This is a genomic window from Streptomyces natalensis ATCC 27448 (assembly GCF_000935125.1).
Taxonomy (GTDB): Bacteria; Actinomycetota; Actinomycetes; order Streptomycetales; family Streptomycetaceae; genus Streptomyces; species Streptomyces natalensis.
Genome location: NZ_JRKI01000027.1, coordinates 192,449 through 211,506, shown reverse-complemented (window position 1 = coordinate 211,506; position 19,058 = coordinate 192,449). Strand labels below are relative to the sequence as shown.

Sequence of the window (19,058 nt, the reverse complement as noted above, 5' to 3'; positions counted from 1 at the left end):
ACATCACTGGCTCGCGGGGTTCACGCCAGGCGAACCCCGCGTACCACTGGGGGAGGGCGACGCCGCTCAGGACGGCTGAGGATTCCGGGCCGTTCCACCCCTGGGCGCTGATCCGGTCGAACCCACGCCGTTCAATCCGTACCCACGTCTCGCGATCCGTCCGCGCCCCGACCGACCGGCGCTTGCACACCACCGTTTCCCGGTCGAGATGCACCTGAAGTGATCGCTCCACACGCTTCAGCACCTCCTCGACTGGTTCTTGACGAAGATCAACAGCACGAGGTGCAAGCAGCGTCATGTCCGGACCGTAGCAATCATGTGGCCCTGTGTATCTGACAATTCGGCTAGACCGGCTCAGGTGCGTGGGGGCGAGTGTCGGTCTTTGAAGGGCACGACCGCTGGCTCGATCACGGGGATGTTTCGAGTCCAGTGGTCAGCTTCCAACCCCAGCCGTAAATGTAGGGTCCACGACTTCGTTGGCACTAGGGCCTGTTGCGAAAGTGGATCAAGGTCGTGGATGATCATGGGGCGTGGGACGAGGCGATCTGACGAACGGCCAGTGGTCACGACTGGAACCATTGCTGCCAGTGGGCAAGAAGCCGGGCCGCCCACGGACCTGGACTTATCGGCAGCTGATCAACGGCATACGGTGGCGTACCCGAACCGGCGCGCCCTGGCGTGACGTTCCGGAGCGGTACGGGCCGTGGGACCGGGCCTACGACTTGTTCCGGCGATGGCAGCGTGATGGCGCCTGGAAGCGGATCTTCGAGCAGCTACAGGCCGAGGCTGACGCAAAGGGCCTGATCACGTGGGATGTGAGCGTGGAATCCACCGTCGCCCGTGCCCACCAGCACGCCGCCGGGGCGCGTAAAAAGGGGATCTCCAAACGCCTCCCGGAGGGGTCGATACCGAGCCTGACGACCACGGTCTCGGGCGCTCGCGCGGCGGGTTGACCACCAAGCTGCACTTGGCGGTCGAGCAGGGACAGAAGCCCCTTTCCCTGCTCATCACTGCCGGCCAGCGGCACGACAGCCCCAGTTCCAGCCGGTTCTGGACGGCATCCGCGTGCCGCGGACCAAACCGGGCCGACCGCGCACCCGACCGGCCAAGGTCCGCGCCGACCGGGCCTACGGGTCCCGGGCGAACCGCGCCTATCTGCGCCGACGCGGCGTGCAGTGCACCATCCCGGAGAAGGCTGACCAGGTCCGCAACCGTCAGAAGCTCGGCTCCCGAGGCGGCCGCCCGCCGAAGTTCGACAAGGACGATTACAAGGAGCGGCACGAGGTGGAGTGCGGGATCAACCGGCTCAAGCGCCATCGCGCGGTCGCCACAGGGTACGACAAACTCGCCGTCCGCTACTACGCGACCGCGCTGGTCGCAGCCATCAACGAGTGGCTATGACCAGCACTCCTGTGCTTCGCAGTGAGCTACCGCGACGCGCGCGGCGCGGGGATCAATGTGCCAGTGTCCGTCCGCCGTGATGCCGGTGTCACGCCGCCTTGGCGCAGTCATAGCTCATCACAAGATCAGCCCGGCGTGCAGGTCGTCTGCGAAGCCGGCCGTGTCCGCGAGTCCGAAGGCCACGCGCTGGAGCAGGAATCCGTGCAGCAGTCCCATCACCACGCGGGCTGCGCGGTCTGGGTCTATGGCGGCGGGCGCCGTGCCTGCGGCCCGGCCGCGGCGCAGAGCATCGGCGATAGTGGCGCGGACCTTTTCGAAGCCCTCCGCGGCCGGCCCGCGTACCTCGTCGTTGCGCAGCACCTCCGCCCACGTCTGCACGACACAGCGCAGCAGTTCCTCCACTGCGACCTCGCGCCCCGTCGCGTCCTGCACCGTCTCGCCGCTGATCGTGCCGAGCGCGGCGGCCACCAGTTCCGCGACGGACGGGGCGTCCGCGCTCTCGGCCAGCCGCTCAACCGGTTCGAAGATCAGCCGGAACGCGTCGCCCGCGATAGCGAGGATGATCTCCTCCTTGCTCGTGAAGTAGCGGTAAGGCGCTCCAGCCGAGACGCCTGCCTCCGCGGCGATGTCGGGCATCGAGGTCTGGTGGAACCCGTCGCGGGCGAAGCAACGACGGGCCGCAGCGACGATCTCCGCACGCTTCGCCTCGCGGCGCCCGGCTGTGATGCGCGGCATGGTCGCCTCCTTCATCGTGAATGAACATTCATCTTGACAGCTCCACTGTTCCGGGAACACCCTAAAAGTGAACGGTCATTTACGGAAGCGGCCACCCAACGGACTCCCGGAGAGGAGATCCACTGATGAGCACCAAGCTGAGCATCGGCGTCTACGCCTACGAGCACACCGAGGCACTGTTCGACGGCCGGGTCACGGTCGACGGGGTGGACGCGACGTTCGAGACGGCACTGCTCGTGTCGGACATCTTCCGCCGCGCCGTCGAGGGACACTACGACCTCGCCGAGTTCGGTCTCACCTACTTCCTGCGCACCTTCGACCTCGACGACGCGCCGTTCCTGGCGCTGCCGATCCTGCCGAACCGCAACTTCCGCCACTCGGCGATCTTCGTGAACACCGCCTGCGGGATCGTGAAGCCGCAGGACCTGGCCGGCATGACCGTCGGCGAGTTCGCTCTCTACGGCCACGACGCCGGGATCTGGCCGAAGGGCATCCTGGCCGACGAGTACGGCGTGACCCCCGACCGGTGCCGCTGGGTGATCGGCGGCACCAACCACCCCATCCCCGCCTTCGACTGGGTCCCGCAGCCCGTCCCGGACGGCGTCGACGTGCGCCACGCGGAGGAAGGCCAGATCCTGGGAGCCATGCTCGAATCCGGCGAGATCGACGCACTGATCTCCGTCGACGTGCCGCAGGCGGTGCTGGACGGCTCCCCGAAGGTCGCCCGCCTGTTCCCCGACTACGAGGCCGTGGAGCGTGACTACTACCGCCGCACCGGGATCTTCCCCCCTATGCACATCATCGCGATCCGCAGGGAACTGGCGCATCGGCCGGGCCTCGCACGGGCCGTGTACGACGCCTTCACGCAAGCCAAGGTACTAGCCGAGCGCAAGCACCTCGACGACGCCACGAAGCAGCACATGAGCGTCATCACGCCGTGGTTCAGCACGCTGTTCGAGGAGAACCGCCGGCTGCTCGGCGACGACTGGTGGCCCTACGGCGTCGCCGCGAACCGCAAGGCCATCGACACCTTCTTGCGCTACCACCACGAGCAGGGCCTGTCGAAGCGAAAGCTGACGTGCGAGGACATCTTCGTGCCGGAACTCCTCGACACCTGAGTCGAGCGGCAACGGCGTTTCGGGCTTGCCGATCCGAGAAGGCGAGACTGGTCGTCGTCATGGCCACCTGCCGATTGGCTATGACCAGCACTTTCGCAACAGGCCCTAGTTGTAGGCGGCAAGTACAATACGGTGCAGTTCGTGTGCCAGTCCCTTGGTTTCGGCCGCCGTGCGGGTGTGGATGCCTCGGCACGTGCCCTCACGCGCTTGTACGTGGCCTTTGCTCTCGCCTGGTCCGCCACCATCCGGCCAACCGGTGTGGACGCGTGCGGTCAGCCGCCGAGGAGCAGCCTCTCCAGTGCCGCCCGGGCCTGTGCGTCGGACTCGGCGCGGGTGGCGACTGCCTCGGCCAGCTCCCTCAGCCACTCGTCCAGGGCCACCGGGCGCCGGGAGAGGACCACGCCCCGCACCTCCTTGCAGACCTCGCCGCTCGGGCGGCCGCCTGAGAAGTTGAGCACCAGCCGTTGCTCGCCGAGTGAGACGTCCAGCCGGGCCACCCTGCCCTCCCTGCCGGCCAGCCGGTCGGCCATGCCGCGCTTGCGCTCGATTGCCACCGAGCCCGGCGGCAGCGCGTTTGCCAGCGTCCCGGTGAGTACCTGGGCATACATCTCGAGGTCGGCGGAGTCCCGGCGCAGTGCGGCGGCGAGCAGTTCGACGGAGGTGGGACCACCTCCGGACTCGGACGACACGGGGTGGTGGGAGGACATCAGCACGGTGACCTTTCGTTTCGGTCTGGGGGCAACAGGGTGACGTGCTCAGCCGTCCAGGCTCAACACCATCGTCGGACGCTCGATGACGTGGTCGTCGCGCAGCGGCCGTATGGCCGTGCCGATGGCGAAGAACTCCGTGGTGTGCCCGCCCCAGCGGTGGTTGTGCGAGTTGAGCTGGACGCCCACGATGCCCTCTGCGTGGAGTTCTTCCGCCTCCCGCTGCATCCGCTCCATCGCCAGCTCCCGCGCGTCGTACAGGGCCTGCGTGAACGGTTCGATCTCCACGTTCTTGCCGATGTTGGAGAACATCGAGCCGATCTTCTGGTGGGCGATGTGGTAGACGCAGGTGCCCATCACCATGCCCAGTGGGGCGTACCCGGCGCGGATCAGGGTCCAGAAGTCCTGCCCACTCAGGTCTGAGGTGAAAGGCTGCCCCTTGGCGTTGCGCCAGCTGCCGTTGCCGCCGGGCGCGGGCGCGTCGGCCTTGACCGCCGTGCCGATAGCGATGAACTCGGCGATGTCGCTGCCGAACTCACGCGCCTCGACCGAGAGCCGCACGCCCACGATGCCGTCGGCGCCGAGCTGCATGGCTTCGGCCTGCATCCGTGTCATGGCCAGCTCTCGGGCGTGGTACATGGCCTGGCTCAACGTGGTGAGCTCCTGGTTTTTCCCCCAGCGGCCCAGCTGGATGCCCACGTGGTAGATCGAACTGCCCAGCACAAGACCGATCGGGCGGAACCCCGCCTCGCGCACGAGCAGGAACTCGTTGACCGTCAGGTCACTGGTGAAGATCGATCCCGGCTTGCCCGGCTGGAGTTCGGCCAGCCGCCGCATCGCATCGGCCGGTACGCCCTGGGCGGTCGGGTCGGTGGCGGTCATGAGCGGTTCCCTTCGTGAAGTGCCTGGTGATGATGGACGGACCATGACGGGCTGTGTTCGGCGGTACGTCACACAGAACGCGAACGGCGCCGGTTCGGATCCAGCGGCATTACTGTCAGCGTGTGCGGCGGCTCCTGGCGCACCGTGAACCCAGCCACCGCGGTGCCGACCAAGGTGGCCTCGGCGACATGGTCTTCCTGGTCAGAGTCGTTGCTGCGGCTGCGCGCCCTGACACAAGCCTCCCGCCATATGCGCAGTCGGCTGTCGCCCAGCACCACGCCGTCCGCTCCGGTGTGCCACGCCTGCTCGCTGATCCGTTCACGTGCGTCGTGACGGGTCACCGCGACCAGATTGCTCCAGCCGGTGACCTCCTGATTGCCGGCCCCGAACCAGTTCTGCTGCCGTGTCGTCCAGTCATCGTGACGGGTGCCGATGGCGAGCCCCACCAGGAGTTCGACCGGCACCCAGCCCGCGGCGATCAGCTTGGCGAAGCCCTGGCCGTCCAGATGCGTGGTGAAAGGGCGCCTCGGCCGCACGTCCCCCTGTGCGCGTAGGGCGGTGCCTATCACCTGGAACTCGAAACAGTTGGGAGAGGAGGGGAACGGCGCCATGGTGAGGTTGGCAGCCACCACGCCGTCGCCGCCCAGTGCTGTGCACTCCGCCGTCATGCGCGCGAGCGCCGCATGACGTGCCGCGAGCAACACATCGACCAGCGCCTTGGAGGCGGCACCCTGTCCGGAGGCGGCGACCAGCGCGGGCGCCGAGCCTCGCCAAGACCGACCGGCGTACGGGTAGCCGCAGTCGTAATAGCGCCAGTAGGTCCCGCTGCCCGACACGTGGTAAACAGCCGAGCCCAGAACCTGCCCGACCGGCTCGAAGCCCACGGACCTGATCGCGGCGAACTCGCCCGTCGACAGCGCCGAGGACCATGTTCCCCTCCGCCGTGCCTCGGCCATACGTGCCGCCGCCACCGGTGGCAGCCCCCCTGAAGTCCACTCCCCGCTCATGGACACCTACTCCGTTCCCCCGTGGGCTGAGCCCTGAGAGACCGAGTCTAGGGTGTGGATCTGACAACACCCGGCGGGGGAGGGATACTTCAGCGCGACGGCGTTGGCCAGGTCAGCTTGGAGCGAGGTCCTGCTGACTGCAGCCAACCGTGAGCGCCTGAGGGCGTGGCGGCCGCGGCGTGGAGGATCTGCAGCAAGTCGCGATGGCGGCAGAAGAAGGAGCGGCCGCCCCCACCCGCCTGGATGCATTCTGACGGTGTGTGGCACAGCGCCACGCCCGCTACGGCCCCGTGTGACGGGCCGTCATATCAAATAGGCGTCAAGAGGCCTGGTGGCGGCTTGGCATGTCCCCGGCGGTGGGGTTGGCTCGGGGACCGAGGGGGCGGGAATGGTGCGCGGGGAGCAGTTGGTGGTGACCGGGCGTCACCGTGTAGGCGGGGCACGTATCGTGCCGCAGCCGCCCCACCGGCGCTGGCTGCGGCCGGGCGGCCCCGGTACCCCGGTCCGTCGGCTGCTCATCCTGCTGCTGATTCCGCCGTCCGCGCTCACCCTGCTCGTCGCCGGGGCGTTGGCGCCGTTCGGTTGGATGCTGCTGCTCACGGTCGTCCTGGGGACGGTTGCCTTCGCCGGTCTGGTCGTGGCGGTGATCCGGGCGTTCCCGTCACCGGTTCCGGACCCGCCAGGGGTGCTGCTGGTGCCGATATTGGGCGTGGTGCTCGCCCCTGTGATCCTGGCCGCGCTGGCGACGCACGCGTATGTGCTGGAGGTGCGCGGTGTGACGCGGCCGGCCGTCGTCGCGCGGGTCGTCGAGCACCAAGGGAAGTCCACCTCGTACGAGTGCATCATGCGTTACGGGGGTGGGGCCCAAGGGCCGGGGAGTGTCTCCTGCGAGAAGGATGACCGGGCCGGTGATGAAGTGCGGGTGGTCTGGGATCCGGAGGGGGCAGTCAAACCGGAATTCGAGCGGGATGTGGGGGACGCGTCGGGCTACGCGGACTTCGCCATGGTCGCGGACGTGCTGGTGATGTGCTTGGCCGATGGGGCGGCAGCCGTGGGATTCGTCAGACGGCACACCGAAGTACGCCGCCGTGCCGCAGCGGCCCCCGAGGCGCCTGAGCCGTTGCCCGTACACCACCGCACCAACACAGCCCCGCCAACCGCACCGGACGGTGAACCTGCATTGGAGCAGTCTCGGCAGACTTCGGATTCAGGCAATAACGGCGACACCGCAGGCAGGCGCGGATCTTCCGGGACAAGTACCTTTTGTAGGCCGCAACTCGCACCGAATGGGTCGGCGGACGACCCGGACCGCTCCGTGCGACGCGGATGCGTTCCATGACACGCCAGCTGCGTGGAGTCGTTGATGTTCCCGTCGGTCACGACGAACGCCAGCGGCAGCCCATGTCCGTCATGGGCCGGATGGACCTTTATGGTCAGTCTGCCGTGGGACCGTCCGAGCACTCTTCACCGCCCCACGTCCCTTTTCTCGCGCACCGGACGCGTGAATCAGGAGCTCGCACGACGGTGGAGTCAACGCACACGATCGACCGGCCGACCTCGCCGACCGCGCATCCAACTGCTGTTCGACATGGCCCAAGAGCCGGTCCCACGTGCCATCGGCCTGTCATTGGTGGGGAACCGCTCACAGACCGTCTTCCGCTGCCTATAGCACTAGGGATGGTCCTGCTGTGACACCCGTGGACAACCTGCTGCCGGTTCCGGATTAGGCACGCCATTTGCTGCGGAGCCAACGACGACTGCCTCACAACCCAAGCCTGATCAGGTTGCGGCCGAATCTGCTCGTGTAGACGCTGCTGCCCAGGGCTCGTGTGATCCGCTGCTTGCGTTACTGGGCGATCGGCAACACGGGGCAATGGTTCCGAGACCGTGACCGAGGAGGCCGGTTCGGAGCGAACGACCTTGACGACACCCTCACTTGACAGCATGACCTAATAACCGGACTTCACGAGGTGAGCGGAGAATTGCGTCCGCAGCGGGGGAACTTCGCTCCCTGGGTGCCTGTCTCTGCGGGACCAACGCTTCCAGAAAGTTGCCAGACAATGAGAGACCGATCCAGCGCTACCGTGCTCGCCACAGTCATGGTGTGGGGCGGTGTTGCGGCCTTCGAGGCGTGCCTGCTGATGCGCTTCGCGGCTCCCGCACCTCGCGGGGACTTGCTGATGTGTGTGGCGGTTTCCATGGCCGGACTGCTGCTGGGATGGGTCCGTGTGGACGCCCTTCGGCGGAATATTGTGAACCTCCCTCATGTGCCGGCACCACCACGCCCTTCCGGCGTGCATATGAGGGGCACCTGGTGGCCGGATCGAAGCCTGCGAGCGGGCCTGGGCGCGTTTGCAGCGGTGATTCTCCCTCTCCAGTTGCTCTATATCTGGGTGCTTGACGGTTCCGCGATGCTGCCGGGTCGGTTTAGTGAGGAGGGGCACCAGCTCACCGTTCCGGTGATGCTCGTCCTGGTGACGGTATATGCAGTGCACATCGCCTTGTGGGCTCTGCCCCTCCGGCGGTTTCGCCGGTACCCGGTCGACGGTGATGAGACGAACATCGCGGAAATCGTCGAAAACGCGGTGTGCGAGGGTGCGGCGCGGGCGCTGCCGGTCGTTGTCAGCGGAGCAGGGGCCGGCGCACACGCACCCCAACCGTCCAGTCACACACCTGTGAACCGGCGGCGTCCGCAATACTCCTCCCTGCTTCGCCTGTCGGCTTACGGGGGTGAGCGTGAGCTGTTCATCGACCGGCCCGTCGACGTCGAGCCGCTCGGGGCCGCGCTGCACGGGCGGCAGGGCTGGCTCTACTGGGCACCGACAGGCATGGAACGTCCCGGATGGACGGTCCCGGCCTTCCTAGTCCTGGGGGACGGACGCTTCATCAGGGGATGGACACACGGTGCTCTTAACGCTCCCATGCCGCAGGGCGAACAATTCCATGACCCGGACCCGCAACACTGGCCGGAGGTACGACCGATGGAGCCTGCGGTTCTGCGTCCACGCCCGGTTCTGGCTGGGACGTTGTGCTTTGGCCTGGCGCTGCTGGGGGTGTGCGCAGTGTCGGTGGGCGCTGTCGCCGGTGTCGATGCGGGGCTTCAACTCGCGATCGTTCACGTGGCTCCGCTGTTGATCCCGGTGGGACTCCTTCTGAACTGGGTGGTGCGTACTGAGCGGCTCAAGGGGTTCGCTCCGCCGATGGCGCTGCGAATATTTGCCGCCGGCGCTTCCCAGGCCGCGGGGTCTCGTTCGGCCGCGGCAGCCGGTTACGCTCCACCGCCCCCTCCGGCCCTTCCGCCGCAGCCACGTACACCACCCACAGGCAATGACCGGGAAGACGGCGAGAGGACATCCTGATCTACAGGCCTGCCAGCCATCCCGGGGACACCGCCCAGTCGCCGTGACCCTGCCCGAGCAGCCAGAGCAAACGGGACCGCAACCGCACCCTTTGATCGCGCCTGCCCTGTCCCGCGGCCGAACCACCCGGCCTGAAGGCCCTACGGAAGAGGCACTTTGACGGTGCGGCAACATGTCCCGCACTGTTCGGGTGCACTACCGAATTCACACGGGCCGATCCGAAACGGAAGAAACGACATGGCCGGTCGCCTACCCACTACATTGCGGACGTCTCGGCGTTAACCCACGCTTCGGTGCAAGGCATTTGACCGCCGTTAAGGCGGAGTCAGAAAGGCGCTAAGGGTTCATAAAACGTCACCATGCTCCCATAGCCCGGATCTTGAGTGAGTAGTGGCGCCAGGGCCAGTCCCCGCAGTGGCGACAAACCTGAACGCTTAGTTGGTCACCGCATGGGAACGCGTGATCCCCACTGTGTGGCGGGGTATAGATTGTCGCTGCTACATAGACAGCAACCTTGCGCGAGGCATCAGAACGGGGAGCAGGATGGGATTTCGCGTCGAACCCGGAGACATGAACAGCTTCGGGAAGCTGGTCGACCGGGCGGAACATGACATGCTCGCCGGAGGTGAATTTCTGCGCAGCAATGCGAAGATCGATACCTCTGGGGGTGCGGGTGAGATTTGGGGAAAGGTCGTTGACCTGCACCAGAATCATGTCGAGCTCGCCGATAGGGCGCTCAAGGGGTACGGGGAGATACTGAACTCCTCAAGCAGCGAACTGATCAGGTCTGCCCAATACTATAAGGACACCGACATCGATCAGGCTGCAGCGGTAGACGCCGTATACGGAGGATCCGGCCGCGGGGCGCCGCCCAGTGCTTCCATTGGCGCCGCCACTGACATTTTCGGCGGCGGCTTCAACGACCGCACTGATGCGCAGGCATGCTTGGCGGCCACCCGCACCCCGGAACAAATCTACGAGCATGCGGGAATGCCCTCGGTATTTGCCTCGCAACTCGCCAACGTCGCGTCCGTCGTCAAGCCTCGCATCGATGGAATCTTCAACAACTCCAATGGTGCACTGGGAGTTATCGGGGAGCTTGTTGGCGACGTACTGGACTTAACCAGCCCGTCCGTACTGGTCAACGAAGGGCTCAAACTGGCCTTCGGCTGGGATCTCTTCGGTGATTTGGCGAACTGTGTTGCCGGCGACTGGGGGACGTTCAACGAATGCGCTCAAGCCTGGGCCAAGCTGGGATCTCTGTGTGCTGCCGTAGCCACGAATGTGTCGCACGGGAACGACCTTCTGAGCCTGTCCTGGCAGGGGCAAGCGGCTAACGTTGCGTGGGATTACTTCCATGCCGTCGCGGAAAAACTTCTCAAGGCGCAGGAGACATTCAACAAGATCGACGAGTGCTACCAGAAAATCGGCGGCGAAATCGCCTCGTTCGTGAACATGCTCAAGGCGGCAATATCGACGATCGCTGACCTGGCTCTCATGGCTGCCCTCGAAGCAGCTGCTGGTGCTGCGTCAGGGTTTACCGGGGTGGGGCTCGTAGTCACTGCTGCTGCCGCCGCCGACATCGCGCTCAGGGTTGCCAGGATGATCCAGCTGTCGACCGAAATCGGGACGGCGTTGACCGGACTCTACCTCGCAATCCAGGGGGCGCAGACCGCAGGACAGGCCGAGGTGATAGCGACGCTTTCTGAGATCAAGTCGTTCCCCGTCCCCAAGGCGGGCTACGACAATCAGGTCGTCTGACGCTTCCCCGCTGATCTCGGCGCCCCGCACTCTCCTTCTCGGATTCCTGAGCCTGGGACTCCACTGCCCTACAGGCGCTTTGAGAACACCTCGCGGGTACTCGTACGTTCCAGGGAGCATCGGTGTCGAGTCAGTCGACGCAGATACTGAACTCTCCACCGGAGGACGAAACATGGCTGAACATCCAGACCCGAAAAATCAGGTGGACGATTCCGAGTTTATGGACATCGCCAAAGATCCGGCACAAGCACGTCTCTTGCGGAAGGCGCTTGAAAGGCTCGCAGAGGGCGGGGCAGGTGACACGTTGAAGGAGATGGCCCAGGAGGTCCTCTCCGGTCGTGTCGGGCTGCGGGAGGCTGCAACGATCTCGGCCTACTCAGAGGCGATTGTGGCCGGCATGCAGCCCTTCAAAGAGAAGTGGGACGAACTGTCCGACACCGAACGCCAAGCCCTTGCTGCCGACGGTGAACGGCGTCTCGAAGAAGAACGTCAAGAAATAGCGAAAGAGCGGCGGGAGACGCGGCAGCAGGGCCAGGGGTCGGGCAACGGGGCGAAGCACGCCGGCAACGGCTGGTCCCTGTAGTCGTGATCGGGCTGTCCTGCCGCATCCGTGTCGAGGAGCCGAGGCGACTGACCGCTGCCGACCGGCTCCTCCGGGGCAGCCGGGCGCCTGCTGACCCTGAGTCGGGCACGGCCTCCTGCGGCGGTCGGCAGTAAGCCTGACGGAGATGGCGGAAAGGGCCCTGGCCCGCAGCAAGGCACGGTGACAAAGGTGAAGGACGCATTCGGGTGAGGGAACGAGATCGTGCGGTGGCGGCAGCCGCCGCGGTGGCATGGGCAGGCGTTGCCGCGTTTCTGGTCTGTCTGGTGGTGCGCAAGGTGGCCCCGTATCCCCGTTGGGATCTGCTGGCCTGTCTGGCGGTGTCGGCGGGAGCGGTCCTGGTGTGGTGGTTGCGGGCGCGCAGAGGGTCGGCAGACACGGAGCGCGCGGCGTCGACCTGGGGCCGGTCCGCCCCGGTGGGGCGGCGTCGGACCCGGTGGTGGCCCACGAGCCGGCCCCAGCTCGTCCTGCTCGCCCTGGTGGCGCTGACGCTGCCACTCGTCATGCTGTTCCTCTCGACGAAGGCCAGCACACCGCAGCTGGCCGCAATCACCGCCCACAGTCGGCGTATTGCTGAGGTGACCATCACTCAGGTTCACCACTCCGTCCGGAAGACCGGCAAGAGCTCCAGTCATTACGAGTCCGAGGTCACGGCGACTGCGCTGGGCGGCGGCCGGTCCGGGAAAGAGGTGCTGCGGCTCGAGGGAACGGTGAAGACCCCTGAGCCGCCGCACCCGGGCGACCGGTCCCCGGGCCTGTACGCTCCGGACGACCCCGCTGCCGGAGTCATCATGGACAGCCGCGCCGAGCTGAGCTCGCTTCTCGGCGGACCCCCTGGGCCGCAGGAGCTCGCGGTGCTGGGGGTCTGCGGTCTTTTCACTCTGGCCGGCGCCGCAGGGGCCCTCCGTACCCGTGCCGCCGCACGCGCCACAGCGGGCGTATTCGGCGCCGGTGAAACCCGGATGCTTCGGGTCCGCATCGCCGGCGTCGGTGCGGGCGAACGGCTCTGGCGCCCCATCGCCCTCGATGCTGCCAGGCGCCCCACGCCGCTCCTGACGCCCTCGCTCCGTCTCGCCTCGCCGAGCGGAGGCCGTGATCTGCTGCTCGAACGGTGCCTCGATCCCGTTCCGCTCGCAGCGGCCCTCAAGGACAGTCAGGGCCGGCTGTACTGGATGCCCAGGGTGGGAGACCGGCCCGAATGGTCCGCCCCCGCCCTGCTCGTCCTGGACGACGGCCGGTACATACGGGGAGCGACCCCCCTCGGCACGCCCCTGGGCGCCGCGCCGGGTGAACCGGTTACTGGCCCCCGCGCCGCGCCGGAACCGTCCCGCCCGGCACTCCCGTACGCGGTGTGGCAGCCACAGGTGCACACACCGGGCGTGATCTGCTTCGGCGCCGCCTTCCTCGCCGTGGTACTGCTGGTGTCGGGGATCGGATACGGCAGCGGGGGGCTGCGCACCGCATGCCTCCTGGTTGCCGCGGCCGGGCCGCTTGTGGGGGTGCTGGCGATTGGGCGTCGGCGTACGCGCTATTTGCGCCAGTTGATGCAGGAGACGCGGCAGCGGGAATGACGAACACGGTCAGTCATCACGGTTGTCCGGCCACCCTGGTGGGGCGCCACTCCGGGCCGCCGCCTCCGCCCGCCGCCCGGTAGCGGTGGACGAGCGCCACCGCCATGGCGCCCTCGCCCACTCCCGAGGCCACCCGTTTGATCGACTGGGCTCGTACGTCGCCGGCCGCGAACACCCCTGGCACGCTGGTTTCCAGCAGCAGGGGGTCGCGTTCCAGCGGCCAGGAGGAAGAGGCAGACGGATCGGCGGGACGCCGGAGATCGGGGCCGGTGAGAACGAATCCGTGCTCGTCGCACTCCACGACACCGTCCAGCCAGCCGGTGCGCGGCCGTGCTCCGATGAAGGTGAAGAGGAAGCGCGCCGCTTCTTCGGTTTCGGCTCCGGTGTGGTCGTCGATGAGCGTGATGCGTTCCAGGTGCCGGTCGCCGCCGAGGGCAAGGACCCTGGTGCTCAGCCGGACTTCGATGTTGGTGGTCCGGTGGATCTCGTCGACGAGGTACTGGGACATGCCGGCTTCCAGCGTGTCGCCGCGTACGAGGACCGTGACCTTGGCGGCGTATTTGGCGAAGTGGATGGCGGCCTGACCGGCCGAGTTCGCGCCGCCGATGATGAAGACGTGATGGGAGATGCAGGAGCTGCTCTCGGTCGTTGCCGCGCCGTAATAGAGGCCCTCGCCTTCGAAGCGGTCCGCGCCGGGGACGTCCAGGCGGTTGTACGACACTCCGGTGGAGAGCAGGACGGTCTCGGCGCTGATATCGGAGCCGTCGGCGAGGGTGATGATGCGGACGGGGTCGGCCCGGCGCAGTGCGACAACCTCTACGGGGTGGAGCAACTCGGCGCCGAAACGGCCTGCTTGGCTGACCGCGCGTCGGGTCAGGTCGCCGCCCGACAGGCCGGACGGGAAGCCCAGGTAGTTCTCGATGAGGCTGGAGGTTCCTGCCTGTCCGCCGGGGGAGTCGGCATCCAGGAGGAGGGTGGAGAGGCCTTCGGAGGCCGCGTAGACGCCCGCGGCGAGGCCGGCCGGTCCCGCGCCGACGATGACGGTGTCGTAGTGCGGGCGGGAGGCGGTGGTGGAGAGGCCGAGCCGGTCGGCGAGTTGGGCGTTGTCGGGGGCCGAGAGCACGGTGCCGTCGGGGAAGGCGACGAGCGGGAGGCCGGTGGTGGCGGTGGGGTGCTGGTCGAGGAGGTGCCGGGCCTCGGGGTCGGTCGCTGCGTTGAGGAAGAGGAATGGCTGTCCGTTGCGGGTGAGGAAGTCGCGTACGGCGTGGGTGCGGGCTGATACGACATGGCCGGCGACGCGGATGCCCTGGTAGGCGGGGCGGTAGGCGGCGAGCCAGTCGGAGAGCAGGTCGTCGAGGACAGGGAAGAGGCGTTCGGCGGGTGGGTCCCAGGGTTTCATCAGGTAGTAGTCGAGCCGGACTTTGTTGATGGCGGTGATGGCGGTGATGGCGGCGTCGGTCTCGGCGTATGCGGTGAGGAGCACCCGGCGGGCGTCGGGGAAACGGCTCACGGCCTCCAGCAGGAAGTCGACTCCGGTCATGTCGGGCATGCGCTGGTCGACGAGGAAGAGTGCCGGGTCGTGGCCTCGCTCGTCCAAAGCGTCCAGGACCTTCAGCGCTTCACCGGCGGAGGACGCGCCGAGTATTCGGTAGCGGTCGGCGTAGACGCTGCGCAGGTCACGGCGTACGGCGCGGAGTACCTGGGGGTCGTCGTCCACCGCGAGGATCACCGGTTTTCGTGCCTCGTCGGCAGGGGCCGTGGTCGGGGCCGGTGCCGTCGTCGGCGATGGAGCCGGGGTCATCGGGATGTCCCCTCGGTGAACTCGAACTCGAGGAAGAGTTGGTCCGGGAAGCACCATCCCCAGTACTCGTCCGGCTGGTGGGACACGACGACAGGGTGGCGGGTGGACTCGTAGTGGCGGCCGGCGTGGCGGTTCCTGGAGGAGTCGCAGCAGCCGATGTGGCCGCAGGTGAGGCAGCGGCGCAGGTGGATCCATCCGTCTCCGGATCGCAGGCATTCCTGGCAGCCTTCCGACGGCATGACGTCCACGGGGGCTGTCCGGGTGATCTGGTCGAGGTGAGAGCAGCTGGGCAGGGTGGGCATGGGTGAGTGCCTCCGTCAGCACAAGGCTGGGCAGGGATCGGGGCAAGGGGCGGGGCACAGCGGTGCCGTGTTGCCCACCGCTGTGCCCCGCCGAGTGCTGGGTCTGCCGCGCTAGGTCAGGGTCTCCGTGAAGTGCCTGGCGGCAATTCCGGCGGCCTCGGTGACCTTGGCGTCCTGGTCGTAGAAATCGAACTGCGTTCCGCTGGTCCAGACGAGTGCGTTCGGGCCGCCGAGAGCGGCGTGGAACTTCTCCGCCCCCTGCGGGATCGCCCCGTCCCGGCTGTGGACGAGCACGGTCGGCGCCTTGATACGGGAGGCCGCCGGATGCGGGTCGAACGTCAGCCACTGCGGCCAGGACATCACGGCGAACCGGTTGTCCCAGGCAGGCACCGCCCCGCGCTTCTCGTCCAGGTAGTAGTCGAAGGGGCCGAACATCGCGGCCTGGGGGTCCGTGAGGCTGACGGCCGGCACGTAGTGCGCGGCCGCTCCCTTCTCGTACTGGGCGAGGGCGTCGAGGCCGAGGCCCATCTTCTTCTGTACCTCGTCGGCGCCTCCGTAGATGTCCTGTACGAGGTCAGCGTCGTGGAGCCAGGGGGCGATCAGCACCAGGCTTCGTACCCTCGGGTCGTCCGCAGCGTTCACAGCGGTGTATCCGCTGCTCGCGCAGACGCCCAGGGCGCCGATTCGTCCGGCGTCCACGGCGGAGTGCTGGGCGAGGAAGGTGATGGCGTGGTGGATGTCGGCGATCTTGCGCGCCGGGGACTCCAGTTGGCGGGGTTGGCCGCCGGATTCGCCGAAGCCGGTGAAGTCGAAGGCCAGCGCGACGAAGCCGGCCTCGGCCATCCGCTGGGCATAGACCGCGGCCATCTGTTCCTTGACGGTCGTCCAGGATCCGGTGACGACGATCGCGGGCCGAAGTTCCTGGCCGTCGGGCCGGTACAGGGTGCCGACGAGGGTTTCGCCGTCGCTGTCGAAGGTGACCCGCTCGGTTCGTACGGTGTGCGTCATGCCGCCCTCCCGTCGATCGCGCGCAGGATCTGGGACGGGTCGGTGTATGACTTCCAGCGCACGATCTTCCCGTCGCGCACCGTGAGGTGCTGGATGAACTCGATCTCGAAGGCCTGGCCGGTCTCCTTGACCACGGACTTCTCATGGAGGATGCCGATGGCCTGGTCGCCTTCGACGATGAGGTCCACGAGCTTCTCCGTCCCGACGTCGACCATGTCCAGGAAGACCTTCAGGCTGTCGAGCACCGCCGCCGGGCCGTGATAGGTGCCGATCCACGGCATACGGTCGTTGTAGCCGGGCACCGGGGTGTAGTTGACCCACTCGATGTCGTCGGCCAGATAGCCCAGCGCGCGGTCGGCGTCGCCGCTGGTGAGTGCGGAGAACCAGCCGGTGGCGGTCTCCCGGGTGGTACGGGTCATCGTGTGGTCCCTTCCATGATCTTCCGGTTGCCCTTGGCCCAGTCGGTGGTCATCGTCAGCCCGTCGATCCGCCATCCGGAGGCGGCCCGGCGAAGGGTGAAGCGGTAGTGACCGCCGAGCGTCCACAAGGAGCCGCCGAGAGCGTTGGGCAGCAGGTGGGTGGCCTGGAAGTCGGCCGTGGCGACGGCGGTGTCGCCCGATGTCCGCACCAGCTGATTGGTGAGCAAGTGCTGGGTCGAGGCCAGACGGGACAGCAACGACCGCCAGGCGTCGATCAGTTCGTCGGCCGCCATCTCGGCCGGCTCGCCGCCGTTCAGGCTGGTGTAGTCGACCTGTACCTTCTCCGCGAAGACAAGGGAGCGCAGCTGCTCCCATTCGCGTTTGTCGGTGTGCCAGCACATCCGGGTGCACACCTCGATGATGTCGAGGCGGTCGCGGAGCTCGGCGTCGCTCATCGGGCTCCCTCGCGGCCGGCGATCCAGTTCTCCTTGAGCAGCAGCGTGTGGACGTAGCGCGGCTCGGTGAACAGGCTCAGGTCGGCGAGCATCTCCCGGTACTCGGGCGTCTCCTGCGCGGCCTCGAAGGCGGGGACGTCGTCGAACCAGAGCTGGTAAGCGGCGTCCAGTACCGCCTCGCCCACGCCGTAGAAGGAGTCACGGGTGTGGTTCTGGGTGTACTTGCGCAGGCCGGGGACCTTCTCGGACAGCCGGGCGTGACGGGCCAGACTGCGCTCCCTGAATCCGCGGAGCGGCAGGCCTTCGCGGCGCTTGACCAGGATCATCGCCTTGGTCGTGGGTCCGTCGCTGTCGTTTCCGGGAACTACGACATGCGCGTCGGTGTCCAGCACCACGGTGCGCCAGAACGCCGCCCAGCGGGGCTCGTCCCGTCGCGCGCCCTCCAGGAACTCCGGGGTCTGCAGGGAGGCGAGCTGCTCCTGCTCGTTCTCCAGCCAGATCTCGGCCACTCCGCTCCACAGCGGGTCGTCCTCGTCGCCGGGCCGGGGAATGCGGGTGTCGACGCAGTACCGCTTGATCTGCGGGATCTTGACCGCGTACCGGACCGCGTGCTGCTCGACCCAGTAGCGCTGGAACTCCTCTTCTGACATGCCGGGCTTGGGGTGGGCAAGGATGATCTGGTGGATCACGTGGTTCTCCTAGTTTTCCCAGGGGGAAGGGTGGAACGGCAGACCCCGTCGGGGGCTCAGACCCGGTAGTGGGCGTTCACGTCTTCGGCGAAGCCGCGGTAGTCGCGCAGCGGCCAGACCACCTCGAAGTCGAGGTACTCACGCATGGGCAGCCGTCCAAGTGCGGTGCGGTCGAGTTCCTCGGCGTCCGCACAGTCCACGACCGCGATGACTCGCTTCTGAGCGGCGACCTTCCAGATGCCGACGACCATTCCGGAGTCGATCGTCTCCTTGGCGTGCGCGGTCTCCTGGGCTTCGACGTCCCAGAGTTCGTCCAGGGTGATGCGGCCTTCGTGATTCCACTTCATCTGTACGTAGAACAGCACGGTGACTCCTCGTCAGGCGGAGTGGAGGGCGGCGGCCGCCCTGGTGACGGTGGTCAGGGCGCGGGTGAGCGAGTGTTCGGCACCGAGGCTGTCGCGGGCGATGTCGGCCGGTGTCTTGCCGTCGTGTCCGACGAGGTCCTGTCGTGCACCGGCGTTGATGAGGACCCGCGCGCGCACCCCTCGTAGCCGTGCCAGAGAGCGTCGTGCAGAGGGGTGTAGCCATTGGTGATGCCCTGGAGGTCCAGGTCGGTTCCGGGGGTGTCGACCAGCAGGGCGGTGATACCGGCGTGGCCGTTGTAGACGGCCTTGTGCAGCGGTACGGCACCGAAGGTGGGTTCGGTGGCGTTGACGTCGGCGCCGGCGGCGATCAGTTCGCGGGCGATCTCCTCATGACCGTCCCGGCAGGCCACCAGGAGTGGCGTGTGGCCGTCGTTGAAGCCGTTGACCACCGGGAAGCGGGCGTCGACCGCGGCACCTTCGGAGAGCTGACCCCGCACCGCATCGAGGTCCCCGGCGACCACCGCACCCATCAGCTGCTGTGCCTGTGCCGCCGCCGTGTCGCTCTGCGTACGGTCCTTCAACAGGCGTTCGGCAGCGAGCAGTTTGTCCTTGCCGCGGCTGTTGACGTTCAGCTCGTACTCGAAGTGCTCGCGCATCGAGAAGCCGTAGTGCGTCGACAGGTTCAGGCCCGCCTGGTGATCCAGGAGCACGGCCACGACCTCCGGCCACTTGTACCAGAGGGCGTCCATCAGTGGGGTGTGCCCCGTGGTGGCGGCGACGGCATCCACGAAGGCGCCCGCCTCCAGCAGAGCCCGGACGGTCTCGGTGTCGCCGCCCTGGACGGCCTTTGTGCAGAGCCGTCCCACCGCCGCGGGAG

General features: G+C 67.3%; 18 protein-coding genes and 2 pseudogenes. 7 read left to right on the top strand and 13 right to left on the bottom strand.

The genetic code is table 11. From position 1 onward, the window contains the following. A pseudogene (locus SNA_RS42500) lies at window positions 1-298 on the bottom strand (hypothetical protein); the annotation flags it as partial. A gap of 232 nt (window positions 299-530) precedes the next feature. On the opposite strand from SNA_RS42500, the pseudogene SNA_RS39870 reads away from it, so the two are divergent. Next, window positions 531-1,401: pseudogene (locus SNA_RS39870) on the top strand (IS5 family transposase). A gap of 117 nt (window positions 1,402-1,518) precedes the next feature. On the opposite strand, the gene SNA_RS19350 reads toward SNA_RS39870, so the two are convergent. Next, a complete protein-coding gene (locus SNA_RS19350) occupies window positions 1,519-2,136 on the bottom strand; it encodes a TetR/AcrR family transcriptional regulator (protein WP_030068523.1) in 618 nt (205 codons plus the stop codon). A 125-nt stretch (window positions 2,137-2,261) separates the two neighbouring features. Here SNA_RS19350 and SNA_RS19345 point away from each other — a divergent pair, with 125 nt between their 5' ends. Then, entirely contained in the window at window positions 2,262-3,254 is a 993-nt protein-coding gene (locus SNA_RS19345) for a 4,5-dihydroxyphthalate decarboxylase (protein WP_030068521.1), read from the top strand. Between the two features lie 272 nt (window positions 3,255-3,526). Here the strand turns inward: SNA_RS19345 and SNA_RS19340 are convergent, their stop codons facing one another. The 3 genes from SNA_RS19340 to SNA_RS19330 all read right to left on the bottom strand — a co-directional run bounded on the left by SNA_RS19340 (window position 3,527) and on the right by SNA_RS19330 (window position 5,799). Next, the gene (locus SNA_RS19340; RefSeq protein ID WP_030068520.1) at window positions 3,527-3,961 is read right to left on the bottom strand and encodes a hypothetical protein; all 435 of its coding nucleotides are present in this window, start codon (window positions 3,959-3,961) and stop codon (window positions 3,527-3,529) included. Between the two features lie 48 nt (window positions 3,962-4,009). Then, entirely contained in the window at window positions 4,010-4,843 is an 834-nt protein-coding gene (locus SNA_RS19335; RefSeq protein ID WP_104532008.1) for a heavy metal-binding domain-containing protein, read from the bottom strand. Between the two features lie 68 nt (window positions 4,844-4,911). After that, entirely contained in the window at window positions 4,912-5,799 is an 888-nt protein-coding gene (locus SNA_RS19330) for a heavy metal-binding domain-containing protein (protein ID WP_198535084.1), read from the bottom strand. 637 nt (window positions 5,800-6,436) lie between these two features. Here SNA_RS19330 and SNA_RS19325 point away from each other — a divergent pair. The 5 genes from SNA_RS19325 (at window position 6,437) to SNA_RS19310 (ending at window position 13,142) form a co-directional block, all read left to right on the top strand. Beyond that, the gene (locus tag SNA_RS19325; protein ID WP_198535083.1) at window positions 6,437-7,189 is read left to right on the top strand and encodes a hypothetical protein; all 753 of its coding nucleotides are present in this window, start codon (window positions 6,437-6,439) and stop codon (window positions 7,187-7,189) included. Window positions 7,190-7,934: 745 nt separating this feature from the next. After that, on the top strand, window positions 7,935-9,209 hold the full coding sequence (locus tag SNA_RS42495; RefSeq protein WP_157879989.1) for a hypothetical protein: 1,275 nt from the start codon (window positions 7,935-7,937) through the stop codon (window positions 9,207-9,209). A 570-nt stretch (window positions 9,210-9,779) separates the two neighbouring features. Further along, window positions 9,780-10,970, top strand: a complete 1,191-nt coding sequence (locus tag SNA_RS19320; RefSeq protein WP_030068516.1) for a hypothetical protein — start codon at window positions 9,780-9,782, stop codon at window positions 10,968-10,970. Between the two features lie 172 nt (window positions 10,971-11,142). After that, window positions 11,143-11,553 carry a hypothetical protein gene (locus SNA_RS19315; RefSeq protein ID WP_030068515.1) on the top strand — a complete coding sequence of 137 codons (411 nt, stop codon included), beginning with the start codon at window positions 11,143-11,145 and terminating at the stop codon, window positions 11,551-11,553. A gap of 206 nt (window positions 11,554-11,759) precedes the next feature. Further along, a complete protein-coding gene (locus SNA_RS19310) occupies window positions 11,760-13,142 on the top strand; it encodes a hypothetical protein (protein WP_157879988.1) in 1,383 nt (460 codons plus the stop codon). A gap of 16 nt (window positions 13,143-13,158) precedes the next feature. Here SNA_RS19310 and SNA_RS19305 read toward each other — a convergent pair whose 3' ends face one another. The 8 genes from SNA_RS19305 to SNA_RS44740 all read right to left on the bottom strand — a co-directional run bounded on the left by SNA_RS19305 (window position 13,159) and on the right by SNA_RS44740 (window position 19,047). After that, window positions 13,159-14,943, bottom strand: coding sequence for an NAD(P)/FAD-dependent oxidoreductase (locus tag SNA_RS19305; protein ID WP_063752781.1), 1,785 nt, complete (start codon window positions 14,941-14,943; stop codon window positions 13,159-13,161). Next, window positions 14,940-15,245 carry a UBP-type zinc finger domain-containing protein gene (locus tag SNA_RS19300; RefSeq protein WP_044365952.1) on the bottom strand — a complete coding sequence of 102 codons (306 nt, stop codon included), beginning with the start codon at window positions 15,243-15,245 and terminating at the stop codon, window positions 14,940-14,942. The genes SNA_RS19305 and SNA_RS19300 overlap by 4 nt, the downstream gene beginning before the upstream one ends. A 111-nt stretch (window positions 15,246-15,356) precedes the next feature. Further along, window positions 15,357-16,253: an alpha/beta hydrolase gene (locus SNA_RS19295; protein WP_030068511.1), complete on the bottom strand. Its 897-nt coding sequence runs from the start codon at window positions 16,251-16,253 to the stop codon at window positions 15,357-15,359. Next, window positions 16,250-16,672: a nuclear transport factor 2 family protein gene (locus SNA_RS19290; RefSeq protein ID WP_030068510.1), complete on the bottom strand. Its 423-nt coding sequence runs from the start codon at window positions 16,670-16,672 to the stop codon at window positions 16,250-16,252. The genes SNA_RS19295 and SNA_RS19290 overlap by 4 nt, the downstream gene beginning before the upstream one ends. Continuing rightward, window positions 16,669-17,127: a nuclear transport factor 2 family protein gene (locus SNA_RS19285; protein WP_044365951.1), complete on the bottom strand. Its 459-nt coding sequence runs from the start codon at window positions 17,125-17,127 to the stop codon at window positions 16,669-16,671. Before SNA_RS19285 ends, SNA_RS19290 begins: the two co-directional genes overlap by 4 nt. Beyond that, the gene (locus SNA_RS19280) at window positions 17,124-17,816 is read right to left on the bottom strand and encodes an EthD domain-containing protein (RefSeq protein ID WP_030068508.1); all 693 of its coding nucleotides are present in this window, start codon (window positions 17,814-17,816) and stop codon (window positions 17,124-17,126) included. The genes SNA_RS19285 and SNA_RS19280 overlap by 4 nt, the downstream gene beginning before the upstream one ends. A gap of 56 nt (window positions 17,817-17,872) precedes the next feature. Continuing rightward, window positions 17,873-18,181 carry a muconolactone Delta-isomerase gene (locus SNA_RS19275; protein WP_030068507.1) on the bottom strand — a complete coding sequence of 103 codons (309 nt, stop codon included), beginning with the start codon at window positions 18,179-18,181 and terminating at the stop codon, window positions 17,873-17,875. 53 nt (window positions 18,182-18,234) lie between these two features. After that, window positions 18,235-19,047 carry an ankyrin repeat domain-containing protein gene (locus SNA_RS44740; protein WP_051877423.1) on the bottom strand — a complete coding sequence of 271 codons (813 nt, stop codon included), beginning with the start codon at window positions 19,045-19,047 and terminating at the stop codon, window positions 18,235-18,237. Window positions 19,048-19,058 lie beyond the last annotated feature (11 nt).